Here is a 25,100-nt window from a genome sequence, read left to right on the forward strand (position 1 = left end):
ATGCCGTGGCCGATCGAGTCGTCGATCATGGGGCAGGGCGCGTGGTCGGGCAGGCGGATCAGGCCGCGCCAGTGGCCGTCGATTCTCGGGGCCGGGGGTGGTCGGCTGGTAGCCGGCGCGCAGTTCCACGTGCACCAGGATCCCCCCCGCCACGAGAGCCTCCAGGAATGGCCCGGATTGGCCCGCAACGAGAAAGTCGTCATCCGCGCGGCTGGCAGGACGCTCACTGATCATCCGGGTTTGTATGGGATCTGGCGGGTAGGCGTTCGCAGGAAACGGGAGGACGGTCTATGCCTCGTTACAACGAGGACGACGGTGAGCGGCCGAGGAAGCCCCCGCGAAGGGCTGCGGGAGATACACCGAGGCGGACACCGCGAAAAGACACTGCCCGATTGTCCGCGGCGACGGCCATGCGAGCCGCGATGGCACAACTGGAAGAGCTTCTGAGTCGGGCGCCCGAGTCGGTGTCCGGGCTGAAGCGTACGGACGAGGGCTGGCAGGCCGATGTGGAGGTGGTGGAAGTCGAGCGGATCCCGGACACGGCGAGCATCATCGCCAGCTACCGGGTGACGCTCGACACCAGGGGGGAGCTGCTGGGCTACGAAAGGACGCGTCGCTACACGCGTGATCAACTCGACCGCCGCACGTGAGCGGCCGGATCGAGTGGGCATCGGGCGGTGCAGGCGCGACCGTGGAAGGAGACGCTGTGACGGTCGTACCACAGGGCGGCGGTGGCAGTGCAGTGGCAGGAGGCAAGGGCTCGGGCACGTTGTACGACGTCGTCGAGCTGATCCTCGACCGGGGACTGGTCATCGACGTGTTCGTGCGGGTGTCCCTCGTGGGCATCGAGATCCTCAAGATCGACGCGCGCATCGTCGTGGCGAGCGTGGACACGTATCTGCGTTTCGCGGAGGCGTGCAACCGACTGGATCTGGAATCAGGCCGCAAGGCGCCCACCCAGTTGCCGGAATTGGTCGGCGAAATGACCGAAGGGGGCGCCCGGGGAAAGAGCAAGGGAGCCCTCACCGGCGCGGTGGAAGCGGTGACGGACACCATCCGCCAACACACACAGGACACGGAGGAAGAGCCGGAGCCGGCCGAAAGGCGCGAGAGGTCGCGGCCGACGCGCCGCACGCGCCCCCGGGAGGAGTGAGTCATGGCCGTCTACGTCTACGCGATCATCGCCGCCCATCACCCGGCGCGCACGGACGACCTCACCGGGGTCGGCGATCCTCCCGAGGAGCTCTCCACCATCGGCGATTCCGACCTGACGGCGATCGTCAGCCCGGCACCCGAAGGACTGCGGGCCCGCCGGCGCGATGTCATGGCCCACCAGAACGTGCTCGAACGGCTGATGGCCGACGGTCCTGTGCTCCCGCTCAGGTTCGGCACGGTGGCTTCCGAACCCCAGGAGGTCCAGGAAATCCTCGAAGAGCGCGGCGACTTCTACCGGGAGCGGCTGCAGGCCCTGACGGGATGCGCGGAGTACTTGCTCAAAGCGTCGTTCGACGAAGACTTCATGATCCGACAGGTGCTCCGCGAATCCGCCGAGGCGCAGCGGCTGAACGAGGAGAGCCGGCGCACCGGTGATCCCAACGTGAAGGTGCGGCTCGGTGAAATCATCGTGAAGGAGCTCCAGGCGCGCGGCGAGTCCGCGGCTGCCGAGGTTCGCGAGGCGATGCGGCCGCTGGCGCGCGAGATCCACGAGAACGATCTTCACGGGGATGACTTCGTCAGCGTTTCCTTCCTGGTGGAGGAGACTCGCCGCAAGGATTTCCTCGCCGCGGAAGCGGAACTGGCCGAACAGTGGGGCGAGGGGTACGACTTCCGGTTGCACGGTCCCCTGCCTCCCTACAGTTTCGTCTAGGAGGACGCCATGGGGCTGATCACGGGCCTGCTGACGCTGCCGCTGGCTCCTGTGCGCGGAGTCGCCTGGGTGGTCGGACAGGTCGCGGACGCCGCCGAACGCCAGTACTACGACCCGGCTCCGGTCGAGGAGGCGCTCAAGTCCCTCGAACAGGAGCTGATCGCCGGACGCATCAGCCAGGAAGAGTTCGATCGCCGCGAGGACGACCTGCTGGACGAACTCGACGAGATCCACCGGTTCTGGGCTCAGAAGCAAGCCTGAATTCAACCCGGTGGATGAGACCGGCCGCCCCCGGGCCGATCGGTGTGGACACGGGCGGTGGCGATCGCCGCGGTGGCCACGCCGGCCACCGCGTCCCGGGGCAGCGAGCGGCCGGCGGTGGCCGCGAATGCGATGGCCTCTGCGGTGTGCCCCGAACCGACGCGCGTGTATGTCCCGGGTGCGGCTGCCAGGGCGGCCGTCGCCCACCACGCGCGCCGTGCTCGGCGGCCTTGCCCTGCCGGGCCCGGCGAACCCAGCCCTACGGGCGAGACGGATGCGGCTCGGTCCGGCCGGCTCCTGCGCGGCCTTCCTCACCGGGGCAGGGCTTGCGCTTCCCGCTCTGCGCTTCCCCCTCGCAGCGGCGCGGCTCACGGTCCGTTCCCGTTGTCGGTGTCGTCCGGCCATTTGCGGGTGTCGCGGGGTGGGACGTAGGGCTCTTCGGCGGGCGGCATCCCGCCTTCGATGGCGCGTTCGCGGGACAGCTCGGCGTCGAACTCCAGGCCCAGCAGGATCGCCAGGTTGGACAACCACAGCCAGACCAAAAAGATGATCACGCCGGCCAGGGTGCCGTACGTCTTGTTGTAGGAGCCGAAGTTCGCCACGTACAGGGCGAAGCCGCCGGAGAGCAGCAGCCACAGGACGACGGCGAGCAGGCTGCCCGGCGAGACCCAGCGAAAGCCCCGTCCGCGCACGTTCGGCGCGGCCCAGTACAGCAGCGCGATCATGAGTACCACCAAGAGCACCAGGACCGGCCACTTGGCGATGGACCACACCTTCAGGGCGGTGTCGCCCAGCCCCAGCAGGTCCCCCATCCGCTTGGCGAGAGGCCCGGTGAACACCACGATCAGGGCGCTCGCCGCGAGCATGACCATCATCAGGACGGTCAGCCCCAGCCGCAGCGGCGTGACCTTCCACGCCGGCCTGCCCTCACGGATGTCGTACACGGCGTTGGACGCGCGGATGAACGCCGCGATGTACCCGGACGCCGACCACAGGGCGCCCAGCAGGCCCACCACCGCCAGCAGACCGCCGGTGCCACGGCTGCCCTGGAGCTGGGTGACTGCGGTCCGCAGGATGTCCTGGGCGGCACCGGGGGCGAGCTTCTGCAGGTTGTCCAGGACCTGGCTGGTGGCGGAGGCGCCGACCAGGCCGAGCACCGAGACCAGCAGCAGCAGGGCGGGGAAGATCGCCAGCACTCCGTAGTAGGTGAGCGCGGCCGCCCGGTCGGGCAGTTCGTCGTCCAGGAACTCCTTGCCGGTGCGCTTGAGCACTGCGAACCAACCCCGGCCGGACACGTCGGTGGGGCTGTCGGGCGCCCGGGCCTCCACCTCCTCGCCCGACGCCGCCTGCTCGGGCTCCCTCCTGCGGGAGTCGTCCTCGTGCCTGTGGGTGAATTCCATGCCCGCACGCCTTTCCGATCCCCTGGCCCCCAACCGCTGCGGTATCCCCCGTCGGGTCCGCCATGCCCGGCATCCAGCGCGGACGCGGCGGCAGTTCACTGCCCTGGGAGCGCTACTGTCTCGTCATTTCCCTGCGGGGGCACCCGGCTCCCGCCCGCCGTACCGTCTGGCACGGGCCGTAGGGCGGCTTACGTGCCGCACCAGCGCGCCGCGGTCCGGCGCGTAAGCCGCCCTACGGCTCATGCCCTGCCCTGTGGCTCAAGGTCTTCGGGCTGCAGAGAGAGCCGAGGCGCTGTGCCACCCCGGCGGGCTACCGAGTGCTGGCGCGAGTTCTCCGGTGCGGTAGCGAGTCCTCGGCCTGGGCGGGTGTTGAAGGGCGCGGTCCATGGCGCCGTGCAGGTTCGCGGCCAGGAGACGCCACAGCAGGTGGCACAGGCGGACGCGCCCGCCGTGCAGGGTGCTGGGCCGGTTCACTGCTCGTTCCCACTTCCCTCCCGGCATTCCGCTCGTCCCGGAGGACGAGGGGAGGGGGCCTGCGTGCGGTTCTCGGCGGCCGCACAGGCCCCCACCACGGGTCCGTCTGCTCCCCCGGGCCCTTGGCATTCGTGTGCCGACAGGGATCCACCCGATCGGCGCAATATCCCCCGCCAGGCCCAGCACCACAGGCGCAGCGCAACCTGCACGGCCGGGCCCGTGAGGGTGCGGTTCGACCTGCGGATGCGGCAACGCCGTGCCGCCTCGATCGAGGCGCTCACCCGCCCGGCGGGGTCTGCCGCGCAGCGCGGCGCGGGCAGCACGCAGACGCGCTGCTGACGGAGAACCGGTTGCCGAACCCACCGAAGAGGTCCCCGGCCGCCGGAGAGGGATGTCTCGGCGGCCGGGTCTGAACCTGGCGGAATCGCCCAGGCCGGCACAGGGGCCATGGGCTCCCGGACCGCGTCTCCCGCCCACACCCCGCCTCACCCGTGCCGGACCGGACAAACCCCTACGGCCGGGACCAGATCCCGGACCGGTGTTGCTGCGGTCCGCCGGACCGGCGGCGTCCGCCACGGTGGTGCACGACGAGTCGCCGTACCGGCCTTCGACGGCCCGCCCGGCTGAGCAGCGGTGCGCGGGCCGCCGCCGCCCATCAGTCGGGCCGACGCGCGGCCGGCTCCGGCGCCAGGGTCCGGCCGGGCGGAGCCCTCCGGATCCAGTGGTGCGTGGTGCGCCTTTGACCAGCGGGAATGGAGAAGCGCTGCCGGAGTACTAGGGTTCTCGGCGTGCCTGAGAACGTAGCCTTGTCCGTTTCCTTGTCCGTGCGCGCCTCGTGAGCCTCACCCGCGCGTTGATCGATCTGCGGCCGCTGCGGACCTCCCGCCTGTTCCGGTGGTTGCTGTTCGGCCGGACGGTCTCCACCCTGGGCAGCTTCATGACCGTGGTGACCGTGATGTTCCAGGTCTGGGACAGCACCCGCAGCCCGGTGTGGAGCGGGGCGGTCGGGCTGGCGCAGGCGCTGCCGATGATCGGGGTCGGCCTGTTCGCGGGGGCCTGGGTGGACCGGGCCGACCGGCGCCGGATCTACCTGCTGGGGAACGCGGGGCAGGCGGCCTGCTCGCTGCTGCTGGCGGTCCAGGGCTTCGTCGGGCACGTGCCGGTGGTCGTGGTCCTGGCGCTGGTCGCGCTACAGGCGTCCTTCGGCGCGCTGGGCGCTCCGGCGGCGGGGGTGTTCGTGCCGCGCCTGCTGCCGAAGGACCAGGTCGCTGCGGGCGTGGCGCTGAACCAGGCGTCGGGGCAGGCGATGATGCTGGTCGGCCCGGCGGTGGCGGGCGTGGTCCTCGGCTGGTGGGGCGTCGGGGTGTGCTACCTGCTGGACGCGGCGAGTTTCGGCGTCTCCTTCGCGTGCGCCTTCGGACTGCCGGCGCTGCCGCCGGTCGGCGGTGCGTCGCGGGCGGGTCTTGGCGGGGTGGTGGACGGGCTCCGGTTCCTCACCCGCCACCGGGCGGTGCGCGGCGCGCTGCTGACCGACCTGGCGGCGACGGTGCTGTCCATGCCGCTGTCGCTCTTCCCCTTGGTGAACGCCGAACGCATCGGCGGAAACCCGCGCACCCTGGGGTTGTTCCTGTCCGCGCTGGCGGTGGGAGGGATCGTGGCGACGGCGTTCTCGGGGCCGGTGACACGGTTCGGCCGCCCGGGTCCGGTGATGCTGGCCGCTTCGGCAGTCTGGGGCGGCGCGCTGGCGGCCTTCGGCCTGACCCACGGGGTGTGGTCGAGTCTGCTCCTGCTGGCCGTGGCCGGCGGTGCGGACGCGCTGGCGGTGCTCGCCCGGACCACGATCGTGCAGACCTGCACCCCGGACGCGTTGCTCGGCCGGGTCACGGCGGCGGAGACCGTCGTCGGTCAGGCCGGGCCGCAGCTCGGCAACCTGCGCGCGGGCGCCGTCGCGGCATGGGGCGGGGCCGCCGCCGCGCTGGTGAGCGGCGGTCTGCTGTGTCTGGCGGCGGTGGGCGCGGTCGCCGCCTCGACCCCGGAGTTCCGCCGCGGCGCGGCGGACGCGAATGGCGTGGGTGCCGTGGACGCCGCGGGTGCCAGGGAGGGTGGGCGAGCGGCAAGCGCGGCGGGGTAGGTCACGGCGCCGGCCGATTCGGTCGGCCGACCGGGACACCGCGCAAATGTCCTGCGACTCGGGCATGTGCTGGTGCCGACGCGGCCACAAGCGCCCGGCCGGTCATGGGCGGCGGCGGAGTGACCCTCGCGTACCTCGAAGACGCCGCTGTCCCAGTACACGGACGGCTCCTCGGCCTCGCTCGGCCAGTCGCTCTGCCGATGGCGGCGGCCGTCCCCCAGGGCCCCGACCTCCGACCCGGTGCGGGCTCAACCACCCCGCCACCAGATCGTCGCCTCGGCGTCCGTGATCGGCAGCACGGTCCCGTACTGCGCGTCCTGCGAGGCGAGCCAGTCGACGTCCTCGGTGAAGACACGCGACGGCCTGCGAACAGAGGACGCAGCGCTGCGCGGAGACGATGAAGTGCGAGTCGTCCCGGATCATCCTCTCGAGCCGCGGTTGTGCTCAGGGCACGACCGGCTCGGCCCCTGTCAGGCCGCGCCACCGCGCCTCCTCGGCCGCGTGCGATCCGCTCAGCGTCTCGGCCACCACGGTCTTCGCTTCGACTGGCTGTCCTCCGCGTGTCAAGCGGCTCAGCGGCCACGTCGGCATTCCGGTCCGTCCGCTGAGGGAGTACCAGCTCCAGGGATGTTCGAAGCGCCACGCGTCGCCCCCGGCGTCGACGACCTCATCGCCGATCTCCAGGAACGCGTACGGTCTGAACAGCAGCCGCAACTCCATGGGCTCGCGGCCGCCCGGGTAGATGACGCAGCCCTGGTCCTGTAGATCCGGATCCGGATCGAACGACTGGCCGTGGCGCATCACGTAGAGGCTCCCCCGCGCACCCGCCCGGGGCCCGGCGGTCGACCGCCTCTGTGCCCTCTCCTCCGGCCGTCACCGAAAGCCGGTGCCGCCTCGCATGAAAACACCACCCCCGGGCACACGACCAGTGCGGCGGGCCCGACCGACTCCCCTCTCGGTCGGGCCCCCGACACACCGCATCCGGCCGAACCCTGCATCAGCCACGAGCCCGAAAGGTGAACCGGCAGGGCAGCCTGGACCGCCGGAGTGAGGCCGCCACCGAGCCGGACGGTGACGTCGGTGAGCAGCACAAGGGAGTGGCGCGGCGGGCCTGCTGGATCGCCCGGTTCCGGTCGTCCCTTCCGCCGGCGTGACCGGCCGCCGCCCGCATCGGACAGGCAGCCTATCGCTCCTGCTCTGCCATGACTCGGCCACCGCGCTCCGGGTAGACGCTCCGACGTGCCGCAGGGCAACGCGGACACCCCCGGGCGAACGAACCAAGCAGAGCGCGCAGGCCCGTCGCACGGTCGGCGCCTTCGGAAAGGCATCGGGATGAGCAAGAGGCAGCGACGCGACAAGAACCTCAGCAAAGGCGATGACGTGTCCTGGCGGAGCCACGGACAGACAGTGCAGGGAAAGGTCGAAGGGAAGATCACCTCCCGTACGTCGGCCGCCGGACGGACGGTCGACGCCTCGCCGGACGACCCGCAGTACCGGGTCCGCAGTGACAAGACCGGACGCACCGCCGTCCACCGGCCCGAATCCCTCGACCACCGGGGCAGTCGATCATGACCAGCGTCGCCAAGGACACGTCACGCACGCTGGCGGACTTCCGTCGACTGGTCAATCTGACCCCCTCACAGCTCGACTCCTGGCTGCAGGGCGACACGTCCAGGAAGGCCGGCCAGCACAAGCACGGTGGCGAGAGCACCGGCCATGCGTCCGGGCGGCGCATCGTCCGCATCCTCAACACCGCGAAAGCCGACCTCACCGACGACGATCTCGCCCACATGCGGAAAGTCACCGGCTACATCAAACGCCACCTCGCGCAGCGCCCGGACGGCGACATCCGGGAGAGCACCTGGCGGTACTCGCTGATGAACTGGGGACACGACCCTCTCAAGGACTGAACCCCACCCGTCACAGGACGGATCCCGCGGGCAACACGGACACCGATCTGACCGCCGCACAGTCACTATTCGCAGGTGAGGGTGTCGAGGCCATGCCTTCAGCAACCGGGCGTGCGCGGTCCATCTCGCCCGCATCTGTGCCTCGAAGTCCGTACGCCCGATGGTCCCTGACCGAGCCAGAACTGGCGGCCTGGAGGAAAGCCCGACTCCACCGCCGACCGACCGGCTGACCGGCCGGCCGAGCGCACGGGCGTGCCGCAGCGCCGTGCGTGCCGCTGGCGGTCACCTGCCGTCCACCTCGGTGCCCGTTACTGCCTCGGGGGGGGCGGGTGAGGGCCGGCGTGGGGGCCGCCGCCCTCGTCGGGGAAGGTGTGCGTCGTTCCGGCCGCGCTCGTCCGCGGTGCGAGTGACGCCGCTTCGGTGGGCGACGTCCTGGCGAGCTACCCGCAGGGGGATCCCCGCAGCGCTGGCAGACCACGAGGGCGAGCGGTCCGCTCGCCCTGTTCCGGCCGACCCGCTGACGCCCTGTCGGCCGGGCGTCTCTTCCGGACGGCATGAGATCGCCGAGCCGGGGCAGAAGGGTCGGCGCCCTGGCCGGATGAGCCCCGAGGAGACCCCTGATGTCCGCAGCCACTCCTGTCACCGCGCTCGCGCTGAGCGTTTCCTGTGTCGCCCGGGACGAGCTGGCCGTGCTCACGGTCACCGGCGAGCTGGACGTCGCGACCGGCCCGCTGCTGTACGTGCACCTCTCCAACCAGTTGGCGCACGGCCGCCGCCACCTCGTCCTGGACCTGGGCGGCGTGCCGTTCATGGACTCCTCCGGTCTGAACGTCATCATCCGGGCGGTACGCGCCACCAGGGCCGAGGAGGGCAGCCTGACCCTCGTGGGGCTGACGCCGCAGGTCGACCAGCTGTTCCGCCTCACGGGGATCGGTCTGACCCAGCAGGTCCACCCGGACGTCGAGTCCGCGGTGGCTTCCCTCGGGCTCGAGATGCCCCACCCCGTCACCGAAGACTGAAGCGGCACATCTCACCGGGACTGCGCATGCTCCCTCCCGATCGGGTTACTCGCGGGTAGTGGAGATACGTGGTGTAGAGGTGACGGCCCGGGGTGCCGGCCTTCGCGGCCCCCGGGGACCGGTGTTCGAGGGCGTCGACCTGGACGTCCCGGCAGGCGGGCTGCTCGTGGCCCACGGCCCGGCCGGATCGGGTCGGACCGCCCTGCTGCTGACCCTGGCCGGCCGGATGCGGCCCAGCTCGGGAGTCGTCCGGGTCGACGCCGGCCGGGCGGCCGGACGCATCCGGGCCCGGCAAGCCGTGGCGGTGGCTCGCGCGGAACCGGCGGTGGGCCTGGAGGTCCGGCTGCGCGTGCGCGAACTGGTCGCCGAGCGGCGCTGGCTCGAACAGGGGGCCACGCCGCGCAGGATCGTCGAGGCGGCCCGACTGGTCGGCCTGCGCCACCTGCGCGGCAGGGCCCTGGCGGAGGATCTCGCCCCGCTGGAGGCGCTGCAGCTCGCCGTGGCGCTCGCCTTCGCGGCCCGGCCGGCGGGACTGGTGGTGGACGGGGTGGACGACGGCCTGCCGGACGCCGATCGCCACCGGGCGTGGCAGGGGCTCGAAGCCGTCCGCGCATGCGGCTGCACCGTACTGGCGTCGGCCCTCCAGCCGCCCGCGGACGCCGGACCGGACACGGTCCTGCTCTCCCTGCCCGCCCGCAGTGCGGACCGGCTCCCGGCCGCCCCGCCCGCGCGCAGCGCAGATCACCGCCCGACCACCTGCCCGACCGCCCGGCCGTCCGGCAAGGGGGCCGCCGCGTGACCGCCCTGCGACTGGCCCTCCTCGAACTGCTCCGCTTCCGTGGGCCGCTGCGACGGTTCGTCCCGCTGCTGCTCTGCCTGGTCCCGCTGCTCTACGGCGCCATGTACCTGTGGGCCAACTGGGATCCGTACGGCAAGACCGGCCGGATCCCGGTCGCCGTGGTCGACCTGGACCGCCCCGCCGTCACCTCGCAGGGCCAGTCCCTCCGGGCGGGCGAGCAGGTGGTCCAGCAGCTCAAGGCGTCCGGCACCTTCGGCTGGCGGTTCGTGGACCAGGCCACGGCCGCCGCCGGGCTGCGCAGCGGCCGCTACGCCTTCACCATCGAGATCCCCGCCGACTTCAGCAGCCGCCTGGCCACCGGAGCCGACCCCCGGCCCGAACGGGCCGGGATCCGGATGGAGCTCAACGACGCCAACAACTACATCGCCGGCGTGATGACGGAGGTCGTCCAGTCCAAGCTGGAGGCGCAGATCGACTCCGCGACCCACGCGGCCTACGTACGCGGCCTCTATGGCGAACTCTCCACCGTCCGTGACCAGTTGCGGGTGGCCTCGGACGGTGCACACCGGCTGGCCGATGCCACCACCACCGCCCGGCAGGCCGGCACCACCTTCGCCTCCGCCGCCGCCGACGCCCACACCGGCTCGTCCCAACTGGCCACCGGGGCCGACCAGATCAGTCAGGCGGTGCACCGGATCGACTCGGCCGCCGACCGGCTGAACAACACCGTGAGCAGTCAGCTCCCGTCGCTGGCAGACGTCCTGTCCGACGCCGCGGGCCTGGCTGCAGCGGGCACGGACGCGGTGCACGACGGCACCTCCCAGGTCCGCCACGGCACGGCCGCAGCCGTCACCGACCTCCAGCGGTTCGCCGACCGCCACCCGGAGCTGGCCCGGGACGCGGCCTTCCAACTGGCGCTGCGCGACGCGCAGTCGGCGGACGCCGCAGCCGGACGGATCGACGACCGGGCCACCACCGCGGCCGCCGACGCGCACCGCGCCCGGCAGAGTGCGCAGAACCTCCGACAGGAGTCCGGGGCACTGCAGCAGCAGACGGCCGCCCTGCAAGCTCCGTTGCGGCTGGTCGACGCGGGGGCGCAGTCGATCGCCACCGGCACCGGAACGCTCACCCGGGGGCTCGCCACTCTTCAACAGGGAGCGGACGTCTTGAACAGCGCTGCCGACCAGGCCCGGGGCGGCGCCGCGGACCTCTCCCGCACGGTGGACGACCAGCTGAACCGGATCCCGGTGCTGGACGCCCAGCAGGTGGACCACGCCGCCGAGGTGCTCGGCTCGCCCGTGCACATCGACCGGCACAACCTCCACCCCGCCGGGGTGTACGGCCGCGGCCTCGCACCGTTCTTCATCGGCATCGCCCTGTGGGTTTTCGGCCTCTTCGCCTACCTCCTGCTACGACCGGTCAACCGCCGGGCCCTGGCCGGGCGCACGGGCACGGTCGGCCTCGCGGTGGCCGGCTGGCTGCCGGCCGCAGCCCTGGGCACGGTGGCGGCCCTGGTCCTCTACGGCGTGGTCGACCTGACCCTCGGCCTCGACCCGGTCCACCCGGTGGCCACCGCGGCCCTGGTGGTGCTGGCCGCCGGGTCGTTCGTGGCGGTCGACCACCTCCTGCGGACCGCCCTGGGAGTGGCCGGCGACGCGCTGTCGGTGGTGCTGCTGATCCTCCAGCTCACCGCCTCGGGAGGCCTGTACCCGATGGCCACCGCTCCCGCGTTCTTCCAGGCGCTGCACCCGCTGCTGCCCATGACCTACCTGGTCGACGGCTTGCGGGTGACCGTCTCCGGCGGCCTCGTGAGCCACCTGGTCCGTGATGCCGCGGTGCTGGGCGGTTTCGGCCTGGTGTGCCTCGCGCTGTCAGCACTGGTCATCCGCCGGCAGCGGCTGTGGACCGTGGCCCGGCTGCACCCGGACATCCAGCTTTGACTGCTCCCCGTCCGAAGGCGGGGGATTCCGCCTTCGGACGGTGGATTTCTGACTCGGGCTGCATGGCGGCCCCGCGGACCGCCGTGTCCTACGCCCTCGACGTCAGCCGGGTACGAGTCCAGCCCGGATGAGCATCACGCGGGCGGAATTCTTGTCCCTCGGGGAGACAGCTCCGCACGCGGTGCACGTGCAGGTGCGCTCGGACAGCGGCAGGCGGTGCTTGCGCCGGGCCGTCATCCGGTCGTACCGGGTCAGCTTCGCCCGGGCCTTCCTGCCGTGCTCGGCGTGCGGCAGGTCGTGCGCATCGCTGGTCGTGGTCGCGGTCTCCCCCACACCCCAGTCGATGCCGATGCACCGACCGGCTGAGATCCTGCACGTGCTCGAGGCCGCTCCCACTGCCGTCGGCCACCCCTGACCCGCTACGCGGGAACCCGGATTCCTCCCCGGCGTAAACGCTACGCAGGAATCCGGTTATGTGGTGAACCGACCGCCGATGCGCCGGCGGACTGCCGGGCACGGCCCCTCGGCCCGGAGCGGAGGGGCGGCGCAGGGCTGCGATGCTTCCCGGTCGCACTGCGGGGCAGACGGCCCAGGGCTGCGGACTCGGCAGCCGGCCGGTCCTGGCATCGAGGAGGAGCTGTGGAAGCTGAGGTGTCCGCCGGGAACACACCCACGATCTGACGCCGACCCGGCGCGCGGCCGAACCGCGGACCCGGATCCCAGCGCCGGGACGCCGACCCGGGCAGGTGAAGTCCTGGTTCCGGGCCGGTTTCGCGCTGAGCGTGGGGGCCCTCCTGGCCTGGCACCTGGTGGACGCGGTGCTCCAGCTGACCTCGCTGCTCACACTCCTGCTGCTCGCGGTGTTCATCGCGGTGGGCCTGGAACCCGTGGTGGCCGGGCCGGAGCGTCGCGGCCTGCGCCGGGGGTGGTCCGTGGCGGTCGTGGCAGGTTCCCTGGCCGTGCTGCCCGCCGATCTCCAGCCCGACCGGATCGGCCGCACCGCGCTCCCGGCACGGCGCCCCTACGCCCCTGTGATCTCGTGTGATCTCGCTGGGTTCGGCGTGGTAAAGGTCCTCGACCTCCTCGATCTGCCGCGCACTCGTGTCCGGAAGCCCTCGCGGCCGCCAGGCTCTCGTGCGTCGCAAAGCGCCTGCCGGCGAGGTGGTGGGACGGTGGGATCGTGATCCACGAAGCCTTGCGCTGCTGACCGCGCGCCAGGTGATGTCCCGGCAGGTCGGGAGCCTACGGGCCGTTCCCGAACCGGACGGTGGCGGCATATCGCCTGACCATCCCGGACACGGCCGCACCGACTGTCCGCCGACGCGCGGGCCGGCGGCGCGGGGCGCGGTGTTCGACGTTGTGGCCGTCCAACCAGTCGACCGGGTGGCGGGGGCGGTGAGGGGACCGGACCGTTCGCCCGGTGCCCTCAGGTGTGCAGGACGGCCGCGGTGGTGGGCGCGGGGGGATTCTCGCGGTCGGCCGGGCGGGCCCGCCTGCGGTGTCGGACCTTGTGCGCGGCCAGTGCGACGGTGGCGGTCACTGCTGCTGCGGCGGCGAGGGCCGGGCCGCCGTAGGTGATGACGTGCTGGAACGAGGTGGCCGCGGCGTATCCGGCGGTGGCTTCCGTGCCGGCCCACAAGAGGGCTGCAAGCAGGCTGTAGGGGGCGATGCGCCGGTAGGGCAGGCGGATCGCCCCCGCCAGGTGCGGGGTGAGGGTTCGTACGACGGGGACGAAACGGGAGAGGAGGACGGCCTGGCCGCCGCGCCGGGCCATGAGCGTCTGGGCCCGTTGCCAGGCGGGGGCGGGGATGCGGCGGCCGAGGCGGCCGGTGCGCAGGCGGCTGCCCAGGAGGTGCCCGGTACGGTGGCCGAGTGCGTCACCGGCCACGACCGCGCCTGCGGCGGTGGCGATGACCAGGACGAGGTTCAGGTCACCGGTGCGGGCCAAGGCGCCGGAGGCCAGCAGGAGGGCCAGGGTCGGGATGAACGCGCCGAGCAGCAGCACGGACTCGGCCAGCACCGCGACGGCCAGGATCGTGTAGGCGGCCGGAGCGGGGACGTGGCCGATCAGTCCGGTCAGCGTGTTCACCGGGCCGCTCCCGCCGTGATGCCCCGCACTGCGGGCGCGGACGGGTGAAGCGGGCGGCGCAGTTGCCAGACGTCGGCCGGGGGCAGGTTGCCCCACACGGTCCAGCAGCCGGTGGCGTACCGGCGCTGGTAGCCGGCGAGGACTTCTTCGACGGCCCGGTGACGGCGGACCTCGGCGCGGGAGGAGGTCAGGACGCGGGCGTAGCGGGTGCCGCGGTAGGCGAAGTAGGTGAGGGTGCCGCCGGGGTGGAGCAGTTGCATGTACCGGTTCATGACCGTCTCGACCTGGGCGGGGGTGAAGTTGGTGAACGGCAGGCCGGAGACGATGACGTCGTAGGGGCGCCCGGTGTCGAGCTGTTCGACGCGGGCGTGGTGGACGCGGACCCGTTCGTTCTCGCCGGCCAGTTGCGGATGGGTGCGGACGAGGTGGCGCAGCCGGGAGGCGAAGCGGGCATTGGCCTCGACGATGTCCAGTCGACTGCCCGGGGAGAGGCGGGGAACCAGGGTGCGGGTGACCGAGCCGGTGCCCGCGCCCGCCTCCAGGACGTTCAGGGGGTGCGGCCCGTGCTGCTGGACCGGGTCGGTGAGCAGGCGGGCGAGCGCCTTGCTGCTGGGAGCGACGGCTCCGGTGGTGCGCAGGTCGCGGACGGCTTCGATGAGGAACGTCCAGCCCTCGGAGTTGCGCTGTGCGAGGACGCGGTCGTGCGAGGTGGTCCAGTTGTCCATGGCTTCGACGCTAGAGACGCCTGCAGCCCTGCGGATCACTCCTTGTGCGACCGTCTCCCCCTACGAAAGTAGGGGGTTGTCATGGCGGAACGTCGGCGGTGGAACAGGTGGTCACCTGTTTACGCTGCACAGGTGGAACGGGAACGAAGCCGCAGATGGGCCAGGTACGGGCGCTACGCGCTGGTGGTGGTGCTGACCTTGGGTGCTGTTCAGAACGGGGCGGCGTCCGGTGGTGGCCCGTACGTCACCGTCCGCAGCGGGGCGCTGGTGGCGTGCGGGCTGGCCCTGCTGTGGGGCCGGGGGGTGTGGTGGCTCGCTCCGGCCCTGACCACGGTGACCACGGGCGTGTGGGGGTGGCCCGGGCTGCCGTTGTTCCTGGTCGCCCTGTTCGATCTCGCCGACCGGCGGCGCCTGCGCGCGGCCCTGGTCTGCTCGGTCCTGGCGCTTGCCGGCAATGCCGTCCTGCACCCGGCCACGTCCCTGTGGGTCCCGCAGCAGTACGGCTCGACGCTCTTCCTGCTGCTGGCCGTGATCGGCGGGCTGTGGATGGGGAACCGGCGCCGCCTGGTCCAGGCGCTGCACGCCCAGGTGGAGCATTTGCGGACCGAGCGGGAACTGCGGGAACAGGCCGTACGGCTGGCGGAGCGTTCCGCTATCGCGGCGGAGATGCACGATGTCCTCGCCCACCGGCTCAGCCTGATCGCCCTGCACACCGGGATCCTGGCCACCAGGAGGGACACGCTGCCCGGACCCGTCGTCGAACGCCTCGGCCTGCTGCGCACCGCCTCGACCGACGCCCTGACCGACCTGCGGGACGTGCTCGGCGCCCTGCGCACCACCGAGCCGGTCCCTGCCGCGGAGCCGCCCGCACCTGTCCTGCGCGACGTCGAAGAGATGATCGAGCAGGCTCGGTCGGCCGGGCAGGTGATCCGCGTGACCGTGGAGGGCAGCCCTGCGCAGGCGCCCGCTGCGCACCGGCTGGCCGTCTACCGGCTCGTCCAGGAGGCACTGACCAATGCCCGCAAGCACGCCCCCGGCGCACCGGTCGGCGTCCGCATCACTTACGCGCCGCCCGCCACCGTGGTCGAGGTCACCAACCCGCCCGGTACCGACCTGACCGGGGCCGGGCCCGTCGCCTCCGGCTTCGGCCTGATCGGCTTGCGCGAGCGGGTCGAAGCACTCGGCGGGCACCTGGACGCCGGGCCCGGCGGCGCCGGCACCTGGCGTCTGGCCGCCCGGATCCCCCACCCCGTCACCGAAGAGAACGGTCCCCGTACGTGATCCGCGCCATGATCGTCGACGACGACGCCCTCGTCCGCCTCGGACTGACCGACCTCCTCGACGGCGACGACACCATCAGTGTCGTCGCCCAGGCCACCGACGGCCTCCACGCCATCGAGCAGGCAACCGCCCACCGGATCGACGTCGCCCTGGTCGACGTCCGCATGCCCCGCATGGACGGCATCACCGCCATCAAGGGCCTGCGCGCACTGCCGCACCCACCGAAGGTCATCACCCTGACCACCTTCGACCTCGACGAGTACGTCTACGACGCGCTGGCCGCCGGAGCCGACGGGTTCCTCCTCAAGGACACCGACCCGGCCGAAATCCTGCGCGCCGTCCACCTCGTCGCCGCCGGCTCCGCCATGCTCCACCCCGCCGCCGCCCGCCGCCTCATCGACCGCTACCACCACACGAGCCGTCCCCGGGCTGTCCAGGCGCGGGCCCGCATCGACGACCTGACTCCACGCGAGAGGGACGTCCTGGCCCTGCTCGCCCAGGGGGACACCAACGCCGAGGTCGCCAGAGCCCTCGGGATGCAGGAGAGCACGGTGAAATCCCACGTCAGCCGCATCCTGACCGCCCTGGGCGTCACCAACCGCGTCCAGGCCGCGCTCCTGGCCCGCGACGCGGGCCTCGCACGCTGAAATCCGCCCCAGCACAGCACCGTCGAATGGCTGCCGGTCCTCACTCGACCGTGTTCCGTCGCTTGTGGGCCGCACGGTCGAAACCGGGCGGTCGGCCGCTCGGCCGGGTTGCTCAGCTGGGCGATGCTTCCGGTCGTTGTCCCGGCCGGTCTGCTCAGCGGCGGCTACGCACTGGACACCGCCGGGTACGCGACGGCCCGTTCCCGCTCTTCCTGGTGCAGGGCTGCACCGCCGGGTCGGTGTCTTCGATCGGCGCGGTGCGATCTCTAGGACCTGGTGGCGGGCTCGGGCGCGGTGACGACGGACGGCCCGGCTGCGGCGCGGTGCAGTTCCGCCGTGAACTGCGCGCCGGCGAGGAGCGCCAGGTTGGAGAGCCAGAGCCAGATCAGGAACACCACCGTTCCCGCCAGCGAGCCGTACAGGCGGCTGTAGGTCCCGAGAACGCTTGTGTACAGCGCGAAGCCGGCCGAGAAGAGCAGCCACAGACCGGCTGCCAGAGCGCCGCCCGGCACACCGGCCCGGGACCGCCACGCCGGTGCCGGTCCGGTCCGAAAGACGATCAGCACCAGCGCCGCCACCACCAGCAGCAGCACCGGCCAGCGCACCACCGACCACACCAGCGGCCCCGTCCTGCCCAGGCCCAGCATCCGGCCCGCTGCCTCGGCCACGGGACCGCTCACGATCAACACCACGGCGCTCACCGCCAGCAGCACCAGCAGGACAGCGGCCGTCGCCACGATCCGCGGCGCCGTCCGCAGCGGCGAGCGCCGATCGGTGGTGCGGTGCATCCGGTGCAGCGCCCGGCGGAACACCGCGAGATAGCTGCAGCACGACCAGAGCGCGCTCACGGTGCCCGCCCCGAGCAGTGTCCAGCCGGTCGAACCGTGCCCCAGTGCCTGGGTCAGTACCCCGCCCAGGTCGTCGCCGGCCTGGCCGGGCACCAGGCCGGCCAGATGCGCTGCCGCGTCCCGGGCCGCTCGCGGGCTGACCAGAGCGAAGCCGACCACCGTGGCCAGCAGAGCGGGGAGGACCGCCAGGATCGCGTAGTACGTCAGTGCCGCCGCGTAGTCGGTGATGTCGTCGTTCCACATCGTCACCGGCGTGCGCCGCAGCGCACGCCACCCCCGCCCGCTGCCGACCGACGACCGAACCACCGAAAACTCCCGTCCACCCGCAGGACCGCGCCCGAGTGGCCGCACGAGCCCGATTCCCGCCCCGCGCAGCGGGAAACCGTCCGGCGCCCCGCCGCGCCGAAGGCCACACCCCGACCGCCGGCCGACCTCCCGGCGAAACAAGCCGCAGACCTCCCCAGTCGGCCACGCCAGGCGCGGCCACCGGCATGCCGTGCACGGCGGACGGGAGGGCCCGCAGTCGCACGGCGGCGGGCGGCAGCAATCGGGCCGAGGCCCGGAGGAAGGTTGTCCGGCAACTCCCCCGCGTGGTGGACCGCCAGGCCGGTGGACACCCGCGGCCACGGCGCGGGTGTCCACAGCCGCACCCGGATCCGGATCCGGATCCGGATCCGGATCCGGACCACGGTCGCCGCCGACCCCCTGCGCGTGCTTGGGACGTGGTCGTCGTTCCACTGCCGGGAGCGTCCGAGCGGCCCCACGGACCTTGCGGGCCGGTCGCTGCCGTCACCGACGCCCGGTGAGAGGGGCGAAGTAGCTGCGCATGTGGGCCCGGTCCTGGGGGTGCTCGCAGGGCCAGGGGTGGTCGATGTCGAACCAGCGTGCGGGCTGGCCCGGTTCGCAGCGCAGTCTGGTCGCCAGGTCGGCCAGGGCCGCGTAGGTGAGACAGAGGGTGGTTTCCCCGGAGTCCTCGCGGAAGCGCCGGACGGAGGCCATGGCGGGCTTGTGGAGCAGCACGGCCGACAGGCCCGTCTCCTCGAGGAGTTCGCGGGCGGCCGCGCGCCGGGGCGTCTCGCCGGGTTCCACCTTCCCTCCCGGGGGAACCAGGCCGCGCCAGCGGTGGTCGACGAGCAGGACCTTGCCCTCGGCGGGGTCGAAGACCCAGACCTCGGCGACCATCGGACCGCTGTGCGGCCCGGCGTCGTCGAGCCACGCCGTTGCGCCGGGGAGGCGGAACGCCGCCGTCCGGACGTCCTGCTCGGCAGCCCGGACGACCGCGGGTGTCAGGGTTCGACGGCCGTGCGGGGACTTCGCGTTCCGCGTGCGGGAGAGGTCTCGCCTCTCCTTCTCGTCCATGCCTCCCCAGACGCCGTGGGACTCGCCGGCTGCCATCGCGGCGTCGGCGCATTCGGCGATGACCGGGCAGCGCGCGCAGACGGCCTTGGCCCGCTGGACCTGGAGAAGGCCCGGGCCGTCGATGCCGATCGGGAAGAACAGCTCCGGGTCCTCGGACCGGCAGGCGGCGCGTTCCCGCCAGGCCGTCTGCCGGACCTGCGGCGGGCAGGGGAGGTCCCGCAGCGGATCGGTCCCGTTCCTCTCCTCACGCATCGCCCGTTCCTCTCAGCTTCTGTCCGCGACCTCGGAGGTCTGCGGGGGGACAGCGGTCCAGGAGGAGTTCATGATCGTGAGCGTGGGAGGCGCGGTTCGACTTGCATCATTTGCGCAGCGTCTGCGTCGGCCGGGATCCGCTGCTGCCGAGGAGGCGGGTCGAGCGGGTCACCAGTTGGCGGGGTGTCCGGGGACGGGTGCGGGGAGCGGGTGGTCGGGTGGGTGGAGGAGGTAGACGACGCCGCCGCCGGTCAGCCAGACGCGTTCGAAGTCGGTTCGCGGGTAGGTGCGGCGGACCGTTTCGTCGGTGGGTGACAGGGGGTCGTTGACGACGACGTCGCCGTGGGGGGTAAAGCCGCACACGACCATGATGTTGCCGGCGCTGGTGTAGCCGCCGAGCTCGCTGCTGCGTGCGGCCTGGGCGGTGGCGACGGGGATCCCGGCGAGGATGAACCGTTCCAGCTCGGCGAGCGAGCGCAGGCGGGTGACCAGGCCGAGCAGGCCCCAGCGGGCGGGGTAGGCGGCGTTGAACGCCCAGTTCCCGCAGCCGCGGTAGGCGTAGTCGTACACCGCTCGGGCGGTGAAGTCGACGTCCGGGGCGGGGTCGTGCGGGTCCAGCCAGGTGAGGTCGTCGGCGGCGGGTCCGCGGCCGAAGTAGGCGGTGAGCATCGCGGTGCACGCCGGGCCGGCCCAGGCCTCGCCGCCGCCGTCGTACTGGGGGCAGTGGCCGGTGTGGACCTCCTGCGAACGCCGCGGCACGTCCAGCACCGTGCCCCACCCTCCGCCCGGCCCGCTCACTGCTCCCAGGGGCGGCGCCGGAGCACGGGAGGCGAGAACGGCCAGCGAGTGCAGCGCCGGCAGCACGTCCGCCACCGCGTCCCCTGCCGGGCCGGCCGTGGAAGCGTCCGGACCGCCGTCGGTGTCGCTGCCCGGGCCGGGCTTGGGGTGCGCGCCGGTGCCGGCGGGCGGGTCGGCCGGTGCCTCCTCGGCCAGGCGGTGGACCACCGCCCGGACCCGGAACGCCGCGACCGGCCGCCCGGGGGCAGCGGTGAACGTGTCCACGTCCACCGCCCCGAACGCGTCCGCCTGCCCGGGGACGGTCGTCCGGTGCACCACCTCGTCGCCCGCGGCCCAGCGCGCCATCGTGAACCAACCCGAGACGGCCCCGGCGGCGTCCCGGACCTGCAGACGCACCGTCACCCGGCAACCGGCAGGGCCGGTCGCCGACCAGGACGGCACCAACTCCTGCGCGTGCCACTCCCCCGCACCGCGCCCGCCGAGGCCGTCACGGCCGTCGTCCCGGGGGCGGTCGGGGCGGTCGGGGCCGTCGGGGTCCTGGTGGTCGTGGGGGTGGGGGGTGGCGAGGCAGGCTTCCGTCCACGGCGATGTCCACCGGGCCCACTCCCAGGTCCGCGGCCGGTGCCCGAACGGATCCGCGTACACCGCGGAGCCGGCCGGCGCCTCCCACACCAGGGCGGTGCGTCCGGGGAACACCGGGGCACCGTCCGCCACGGCCAGGCCCTCCAGGGTGCCGGAGGCGAACGCGGCGGCACCGTCCCAGCGGTGCAGCGCGACCTGTCCCCCGGTCCCGGCCGCCGGGTGCCGCACGCGGCCGGGCAGGTCGGTCCGCACCCCGGCCCGGGTCCGGCCCTGCTGCTCGGCCCGGCCCTGGGGCTGCGTGTGTGCCGCGGGCCCGCGTGCGGTGTGGCCTGTCATCTCAGTCGTCCTGGCTTCCTGCCCGCCCCGGGCCGGTCAAGGGTGTCGGCGGCCCGGCCGCCGGCACCCACGCTACCCGCGCCTCAACCGGTCGCCGGAACCGGCGTCCAGCTCGGCACCAGCTGCACGTCGTCGGCGTTGACGAACATGAACCGCTGACCGAACTGCACCTGGTAGTACACGGTGTTCCCGCGGACCACGGTGTGGCTCGCCGGGTCGAAGGTGGTGGAGAAGTAGTACTCCCCGTGCACCGCCCCACCGAAGGAGTACCGCTGCCCCGGCAGGAGCACGTACGGCAGCGGGACGACCGCCTGCGGCTTGATGCCCGCCGGGTAGGCGGCGGCCTCCGGATACGCCCGCCCGTACACCGGCACCGCGGCGCGCCCCGGCTTCGCCACCACCGTCAGTCCGGACGCCGCGACCGCCGCCGGGTGCCCCCCGGGGTTGCGGAACCAGCCCTTCTGCCCCAGGTACCAGATCGCCGTCCAGTCGCCACTGCGCCCGGCCACCGCGTACTGCTGCCCCGAACTGACCCTGGCCGCGTGGTTGTACACCGACCAGTCCCCCGGCCCCGACCGGATCCCGATGTCCGTGACCAGGGGCGCGTCGTCCCGCGGCTCGGTGCGCAGGGTGATCGAGGCGGAGCCGTGCACCGGGCACAGGTCCGCCGGCGTCGCCCCGCAGTAGTACGGCTCCGTGTTGGCCTCGTAGTCGGGGGCGATGGTCACCAGCCCGGCCCGCTTCGGGTCGCCGGTGGGGGTGAAGGGGCGGCCCAGGAGCTGGAAGTAGTGCGACCAGTCCCAGTACGGACCCGGGTCCTGGTGCATGCCGGAGATGTTGCCCGGGGTGGTGCCCGGCACGTTGTCGTGCCCCACGATGTGCGCCCGGTCCAGCGGCACCCCGTACCGCAGGGCGAGGTGGCGCACCAGCCGGGCCGAGTTGCGGTACATCGCCTCCGTGTACCACTGGCCGCCCTCGGCCAGGAATCCCTCGTGCTCGATCCCCACCGACTTCGCGTTCACGTACCAGTTCCCCGCGTGCCACGCGGTGTCCTTCGGATCCACGTGGTTCGCGATGTGCCCGTCCGCGGAACGGATCGTGTAGTGCCAGGACACGTACGTCGGGTCCTGCACCAGCCGCAGGGTCGGCTCGTACGGCGTCTCCGTGTCGTGGATCACGATGTAGTCGATCCGCTGGTTGAACGGCCGGTTCGACAGGTCGTGGTTCCCGTAGTCACCCGGATCCTGCGACAACTGCTGGTACGGGGCCGGGATCCACTCGCAGCCCAGGCCCGCCGGGCACGTCGCGCCGTCCGCGGTCGGCCGCAGGTGCAGGCGGGCGAGTTGCTCGATGCGCGGCGTGACGCGCGCGGCGGCCAGCGACACCACGCCCCCGCCGGCGTCCGTCGAACGCGAGGGGCCCTCCGCGATCACGTCGAAGACGTCGTCGGCGAACCGCCGTGCCGTCGCCTCGTCGTCCGCCCCCGAGTACGCCGCGACCGCCCCGTACCACGCCGCCGGATCGGCGGATGCCGCCTCACCCAGGGCCTTCTGGTGCGCGGCCAGCAGGGCGGCCCCGCCGCGGATGTTCGCCACCGGATCGGTCTTCAGCCGCTCCGGCGCGATGCCGGTCAACCGGGCCGCCTCGCGCAGCGTCTCCAGTCGGGGTGCCGCCGCGTCCGATGCGGTGCCCGCCACCGCCGGGCGGTCCCGCGGCACGAGCGGCACGTCGTCCTTGCCCCGCGCGTCGCCGGCACCGTCGCCGCCCCCGGGCAGGGTGGCGAGGGCGCCCGTGGCGTCGGTGAGGTGCATCGGGCCGTACCCGGCATCGGTGCTGGGGGCGCCGCCGTGGCCGTCCCAGCGGCTCTCCAGGTAGGACACGCCGAGCAGCACCTGCAGCGGCACCCCGTATTCGGCGGCCGCTGCCGAGAACGCCGCCGCTCGCGCGGTGCCGGGCTCCGCCGCACCTGCCGGGGGGACCACGGCAAGGGCGGGCAGCAGCGCCAGCGCGGCCGCCAGGGCGGTGCGCGCCCGCACCGGCTTGCGCTGCGGGGACAGGGGCGAGGGTTCGAGCGGTTCTGACATGGGTGCAGTGCTCCTTCGCACGAGGGGACGGAACAGGTCGAGGTCGTGCATCGGTCCGCGCCCGGCGCGGGACCGACGGGCAGGGGGCGAGCGGGCGGCGGGCCCGTCGTCAGCGGGCCTCTCCGGCCGTGGTCTCAGGGGCCGACCGGCGCCGCCTCCAGGGGGTAGTGACAGGCCGTCGGGTGGTCCGTGCCGGGCCGGACCTCCAGCGCGGGCTCCTCACGCGCGCACAGCTCCCGGGCCTGCGGGCAGCGCGTGCGGAACCGGCAGCCGGAGGGCGGATTCGCGGGCGACGGCAGGTCACCCTCCAGCAGGCCCTCCGGCTCCGGGCGCCGCGCCGGGTCCGGGACCGGCACCGCTGCCAGCAGTGCGCGGGTGTAGGGGTGGCGGGGCGAGTCGTAGACCTGCGCCCGGGTCCCGGTCTCCACGATCCGCCCGAGGTACATGACCGCGATCCGGTCGCACAGGTACTGCACCACCGCCAGGTCGTGCGCGATGAACACGCACGCCAGGCCCAGCCGCTCCCGCAGGTCCGCGAGGAGGTTCAGCACCTGGGCCTGGACCGACACGTCCAGCGCGGACACCGGCTCGTCGCACAGCAGCAACTCCGGGCCCAGGGCGAGTGCCCGGGCGATGCCCACCCGCTGGCGCTGCCCGCCCGACAACTGGTGCGGATACCGGTCGGCGAACGCCTCGTCCAGCCCCACCAGCCGCAGCAGTTCCACGACCCTGGCGCCGCGCTCGCCCCGGGCCACCACCTCCGGGTGGATGACCAGCGGCTCGGCGACGATCCCACCGATCGTCATCCGCGGGTCCAGCGAGGAGTACGGGTCCTGCAGGACCATCTGCATCCGCCGGCGCACCGCCCGCAAGTCCCGTCGGCCGAGGGCGAACAGGTCGCGCCCGTCGACCTCGACGCTGCCGGCGGTCGGGCGCTCCATCCCCATCAGGACCGACGCCAGCGTCGACTTGCCGCAGCCCGACTCTCCGACCAGGCCCAGTGTCTGCCCCCGGAACAGCTCCAGATCGACCCCGTCCACCGCCCGTACCCGGCCGGCCGACCGGCGCCCGAACAGGCCCCCACCGACGGGGTAGTGCTTGACCAGGCCGCGGACCCGCAACACCGGCCCTGCGCCTTCCGGACCGGCGTCCGTGTCCGTGGCCGTGTCCACGATCGGAAGCCGGTGGCCCGGGGCCGTTCCCCCGTGGTCCTCCTCGCGGACGCTCACGCTCCCCACCCCCCTTGCAACAGCTCGTCGGTGAAGTGGCAGGCACTGCGGCGCGACCCGTCCGCCTCGCGACCGCCGACCGGCCCGAGCACAGGACGCTCCTGCGCACACCGGGCCCGCGCGGCCCCGCACCGGGGGTGGAAGGCACAACCGGCCGGCAGCCGGGCGAGGTCCGGCGGTGATCCCGGCACCGGAACCAGCCGCCGGCCGGGCCGGTCCACCCGCGGCACCGACGCCAGGAGTCCCCGCGTGTAGGGGTGGGCGGGCACGGCGTACAGGCGGTCCGCGTCGGACTCCTCGACCGCCCGGCCCGCGTACATCACCGTGATCCGGTCCGCGACCGAGGCGACCACTCCGAGGTCGTGGGTGATCAGTACCAGTCCCGTGCCGGTCTCCTGCTGGAGGTCGTGGAGCAGTCGCATGATCTGGGCCTGGACGGTGACGTCGAGTGCCGTGGTGGGCTCGTCCGCGATGACGACCTCGGGGTCCAGGGCCAGCGCCATGGCGATCATCACGCGTTGGCGCATGCCGCCCGAGAACTGGTGGGGGTAGTCGTTCACCCGCCGGGCCGCGGCCGGGATGCGGACCCGGTCCATCAACTCGACGGCTCGGGCCCGCGCCTCCTTCCTGCCGGCGCCCCGGTGGACCCGGAACATCTCGGCGAGCTGGGCACCGACCGTCAGCACCGGGTTGAGAGCGGACAGGGCGTCCTGGAACACCATCGCGATCCGGGTCCCGCGGACCCTGCGGTGCTCGGCGTCGGTGAGTTTGAGCAGGTCCTGGCCGTGGAGGCGGACCGCGCCCCGGGTGATCCGGGCCGGTGGAAAGGGCAGCAGACCCATCACGGCCTGCGCCGCGACCGACTTCCCGGAGCCGGACTCGCCGAGCAGGGCCAGGGTCTGGCCGGAGTGGAGGGTGTAGCTGAGGCCGTTCACGGCCCGCACCACACCGCGTGCCGTGCGGAACTCCACGTGCAGGTCGTCCACTTCGAGCAGCGGCGGCACGGCCGGCGCACGGACGGGTCGGGAAGCGGTCACCTTTGTTCTCCCAGGGTGCCCGGGCCGTCAGG

General features: G+C 73.0%; 23 protein-coding genes and 1 pseudogene. 13 read left to right on the plus strand and 11 right to left on the minus strand.

From position 1 onward, the window contains the following. Window positions 1–422: 422 nt before the first annotated feature. The 4 genes from ABEB06_RS39205 to ABEB06_RS00450 are packed head-to-tail and all read left to right on the plus strand — an operon-like array spanning window position 423 to window position 2,128. On the plus strand, window positions 423–650 hold the full coding sequence (locus tag ABEB06_RS39205; RefSeq protein ID WP_425559560.1) for a gas vesicle protein GvpO: 228 nt from the start codon (window positions 423–425) through the stop codon (window positions 648–650). A gap of 56 nt (window positions 651–706) precedes the next feature. Next, the gene (locus tag ABEB06_RS00440; RefSeq protein WP_345694723.1) at window positions 707–1,153 is read left to right on the plus strand and encodes a gas vesicle structural protein GvpA; all 447 of its coding nucleotides are present in this window, start codon (window positions 707–709) and stop codon (window positions 1,151–1,153) included. Between the two features lie 3 nt (window positions 1,154–1,156). Further along, window positions 1,157–1,867, plus strand: a complete 711-nt coding sequence (locus ABEB06_RS00445) for a GvpL/GvpF family gas vesicle protein (protein ID WP_345694724.1) — start codon at window positions 1,157–1,159, stop codon at window positions 1,865–1,867. A gap of 9 nt (window positions 1,868–1,876) precedes the next feature. Then, window positions 1,877–2,128: a gas vesicle protein GvpG gene (locus tag ABEB06_RS00450; protein WP_345694725.1), complete on the plus strand. Its 252-nt coding sequence runs from the start codon at window positions 1,877–1,879 to the stop codon at window positions 2,126–2,128. A 368-nt stretch (window positions 2,129–2,496) separates the two neighbouring features. On the opposite strand, the gene ABEB06_RS00455 is transcribed toward ABEB06_RS00450, so the two are convergent. Beyond that, window positions 2,497–3,528: a YihY/virulence factor BrkB family protein gene (locus ABEB06_RS00455; RefSeq protein WP_345694726.1), complete on the minus strand. Its 1,032-nt coding sequence runs from the start codon at window positions 3,526–3,528 to the stop codon at window positions 2,497–2,499. 1,309 nt (window positions 3,529–4,837) lie between these two features. Between ABEB06_RS00455 and ABEB06_RS00460 the strand changes: the two genes are divergently transcribed. Beyond that, window positions 4,838–6,133: an MFS transporter gene (locus tag ABEB06_RS00460; protein WP_345694727.1), complete on the plus strand. Its 1,296-nt coding sequence runs from the start codon at window positions 4,838–4,840 to the stop codon at window positions 6,131–6,133. Window positions 6,134–6,577: 444 nt separating this feature from the next. Here ABEB06_RS00460 and ABEB06_RS00465 read toward each other — a convergent pair whose 3' ends face one another. Next, complete coding sequence (locus ABEB06_RS00465) at window positions 6,578–6,934, minus strand: hypothetical protein (protein WP_345694728.1); 357 nt, start codon at window positions 6,932–6,934, stop codon at window positions 6,578–6,580. 531 nt (window positions 6,935–7,465) lie between these two features. Between ABEB06_RS00465 and ABEB06_RS00470 the strand changes: the two genes are divergently transcribed. From ABEB06_RS00470 to ABEB06_RS00490, 5 genes are all read left to right on the plus strand, one after another. Continuing rightward, the gene (locus ABEB06_RS00470; protein ID WP_345694729.1) at window positions 7,466–7,705 is read left to right on the plus strand and encodes a hypervirulence associated TUDOR domain-containing protein; all 240 of its coding nucleotides are present in this window, start codon (window positions 7,466–7,468) and stop codon (window positions 7,703–7,705) included. Continuing rightward, window positions 7,702–8,043 carry a DUF3140 domain-containing protein gene (locus ABEB06_RS00475; protein WP_345694730.1) on the plus strand — a complete coding sequence of 114 codons (342 nt, stop codon included), beginning with the start codon at window positions 7,702–7,704 and terminating at the stop codon, window positions 8,041–8,043. The genes ABEB06_RS00470 and ABEB06_RS00475 overlap by 4 nt, the downstream gene beginning before the upstream one ends. 620 nt (window positions 8,044–8,663) lie before the next feature. Next, window positions 8,664–9,062 (plus strand): STAS domain-containing protein, encoded by a 399-nt coding sequence (locus ABEB06_RS00480; RefSeq protein WP_345694731.1) that lies wholly within the window; start codon window positions 8,664–8,666, stop codon window positions 9,060–9,062. 121 nt (window positions 9,063–9,183) lie between these two features. Then, the gene (locus ABEB06_RS00485) at window positions 9,184–9,861 is read left to right on the plus strand and encodes an ATP-binding cassette domain-containing protein (protein WP_345694732.1); all 678 of its coding nucleotides are present in this window, start codon (window positions 9,184–9,186) and stop codon (window positions 9,859–9,861) included. Next, a complete protein-coding gene (locus ABEB06_RS00490) occupies window positions 9,858–11,801 on the plus strand; it encodes a YhgE/Pip family protein (RefSeq protein WP_345694733.1) in 1,944 nt (647 codons plus the stop codon). Before ABEB06_RS00485 ends, ABEB06_RS00490 begins: the two co-directional genes overlap by 4 nt. Before the next feature lie 102 nt (window positions 11,802–11,903). On the opposite strand, the pseudogene ABEB06_RS00495 reads toward ABEB06_RS00490, so the two are convergent. Continuing rightward, window positions 11,904–12,167, minus strand: a pseudogene (locus tag ABEB06_RS00495) (hypothetical protein); the annotation flags it as partial. Between the two features lie 380 nt (window positions 12,168–12,547). Between ABEB06_RS00495 and ABEB06_RS00500 the strand changes: the two are divergent. Next, entirely contained in the window at window positions 12,548–12,985 is a 438-nt protein-coding gene (locus ABEB06_RS00500) for a hypothetical protein (protein WP_345694734.1), read from the plus strand. Between the two features lie 242 nt (window positions 12,986–13,227). Here the strand turns inward: ABEB06_RS00500 and ABEB06_RS00505 are convergent, their stop codons facing one another. Together ABEB06_RS00505 and ABEB06_RS00510 are read right to left on the minus strand one after the other, a co-directional pair. Next, the gene (locus ABEB06_RS00505; protein ID WP_345694735.1) at window positions 13,228–13,890 is read right to left on the minus strand and encodes a DedA family protein; all 663 of its coding nucleotides are present in this window, start codon (window positions 13,888–13,890) and stop codon (window positions 13,228–13,230) included. Further along, window positions 13,887–14,615, minus strand: a complete 729-nt coding sequence (locus ABEB06_RS00510; RefSeq protein WP_345694736.1) for a class I SAM-dependent methyltransferase — start codon at window positions 14,613–14,615, stop codon at window positions 13,887–13,889. Before ABEB06_RS00510 ends, ABEB06_RS00505 begins: the two co-directional genes overlap by 4 nt. Window positions 14,616–14,747: 132 nt before the next feature. Between ABEB06_RS00510 and ABEB06_RS00515 the strand changes: the two genes are divergently transcribed. Beyond that, window positions 14,748–15,896, plus strand: coding sequence for a sensor histidine kinase (locus ABEB06_RS00515; protein ID WP_345694737.1), 1,149 nt, complete (start codon window positions 14,748–14,750; stop codon window positions 15,894–15,896). Continuing rightward, window positions 15,893–16,543 (plus strand): response regulator, encoded by a 651-nt coding sequence (locus ABEB06_RS00520; RefSeq protein WP_345694738.1) that lies wholly within the window; start codon window positions 15,893–15,895, stop codon window positions 16,541–16,543. Before ABEB06_RS00515 ends, ABEB06_RS00520 begins: the two co-directional genes overlap by 4 nt. Before the next feature lie 266 nt (window positions 16,544–16,809). Here the strand turns inward: ABEB06_RS00520 and ABEB06_RS00525 are convergent, their stop codons facing one another. The 6 genes from ABEB06_RS00525 to ABEB06_RS00555 form a co-directional block, all read right to left on the minus strand. Then, the gene (locus ABEB06_RS00525) at window positions 16,810–17,634 is read right to left on the minus strand and encodes a YihY/virulence factor BrkB family protein (RefSeq protein WP_345701704.1); all 825 of its coding nucleotides are present in this window, start codon (window positions 17,632–17,634) and stop codon (window positions 16,810–16,812) included. A 546-nt stretch (window positions 17,635–18,180) separates the two neighbouring features. Further along, on the minus strand, window positions 18,181–19,002 hold the full coding sequence (locus tag ABEB06_RS39210) for a WhiB family transcriptional regulator (RefSeq protein WP_425559561.1): 822 nt from the start codon (window positions 19,000–19,002) through the stop codon (window positions 18,181–18,183). A 168-nt stretch (window positions 19,003–19,170) separates the two neighbouring features. After that, entirely contained in the window at window positions 19,171–20,718 is a 1,548-nt protein-coding gene (locus ABEB06_RS00540) for a C39 family peptidase (protein ID WP_345694739.1), read from the minus strand. A gap of 83 nt (window positions 20,719–20,801) precedes the next feature. Beyond that, complete coding sequence (locus ABEB06_RS00545) at window positions 20,802–22,802, minus strand: N-acetylmuramoyl-L-alanine amidase (protein ID WP_345694740.1); 2,001 nt, start codon at window positions 22,800–22,802, stop codon at window positions 20,802–20,804. A gap of 134 nt (window positions 22,803–22,936) precedes the next feature. Then, complete coding sequence (locus ABEB06_RS00550; protein WP_345694741.1) at window positions 22,937–23,974, minus strand: ABC transporter ATP-binding protein; 1,038 nt, start codon at window positions 23,972–23,974, stop codon at window positions 22,937–22,939. Window positions 23,975–24,027: 53 nt separating this feature from the next. Continuing rightward, window positions 24,028–25,068: an ABC transporter ATP-binding protein gene (locus tag ABEB06_RS00555; protein WP_345694742.1), complete on the minus strand. Its 1,041-nt coding sequence runs from the start codon at window positions 25,066–25,068 to the stop codon at window positions 24,028–24,030. Window positions 25,069–25,100: the final 32 nt, after the last annotated feature.

It is taken from the genome of Kitasatospora terrestris (genome assembly GCF_039542905.1).
Classification (GTDB): domain Bacteria; phylum Actinomycetota; class Actinomycetes; order Streptomycetales; family Streptomycetaceae; genus Kitasatospora; species Kitasatospora terrestris.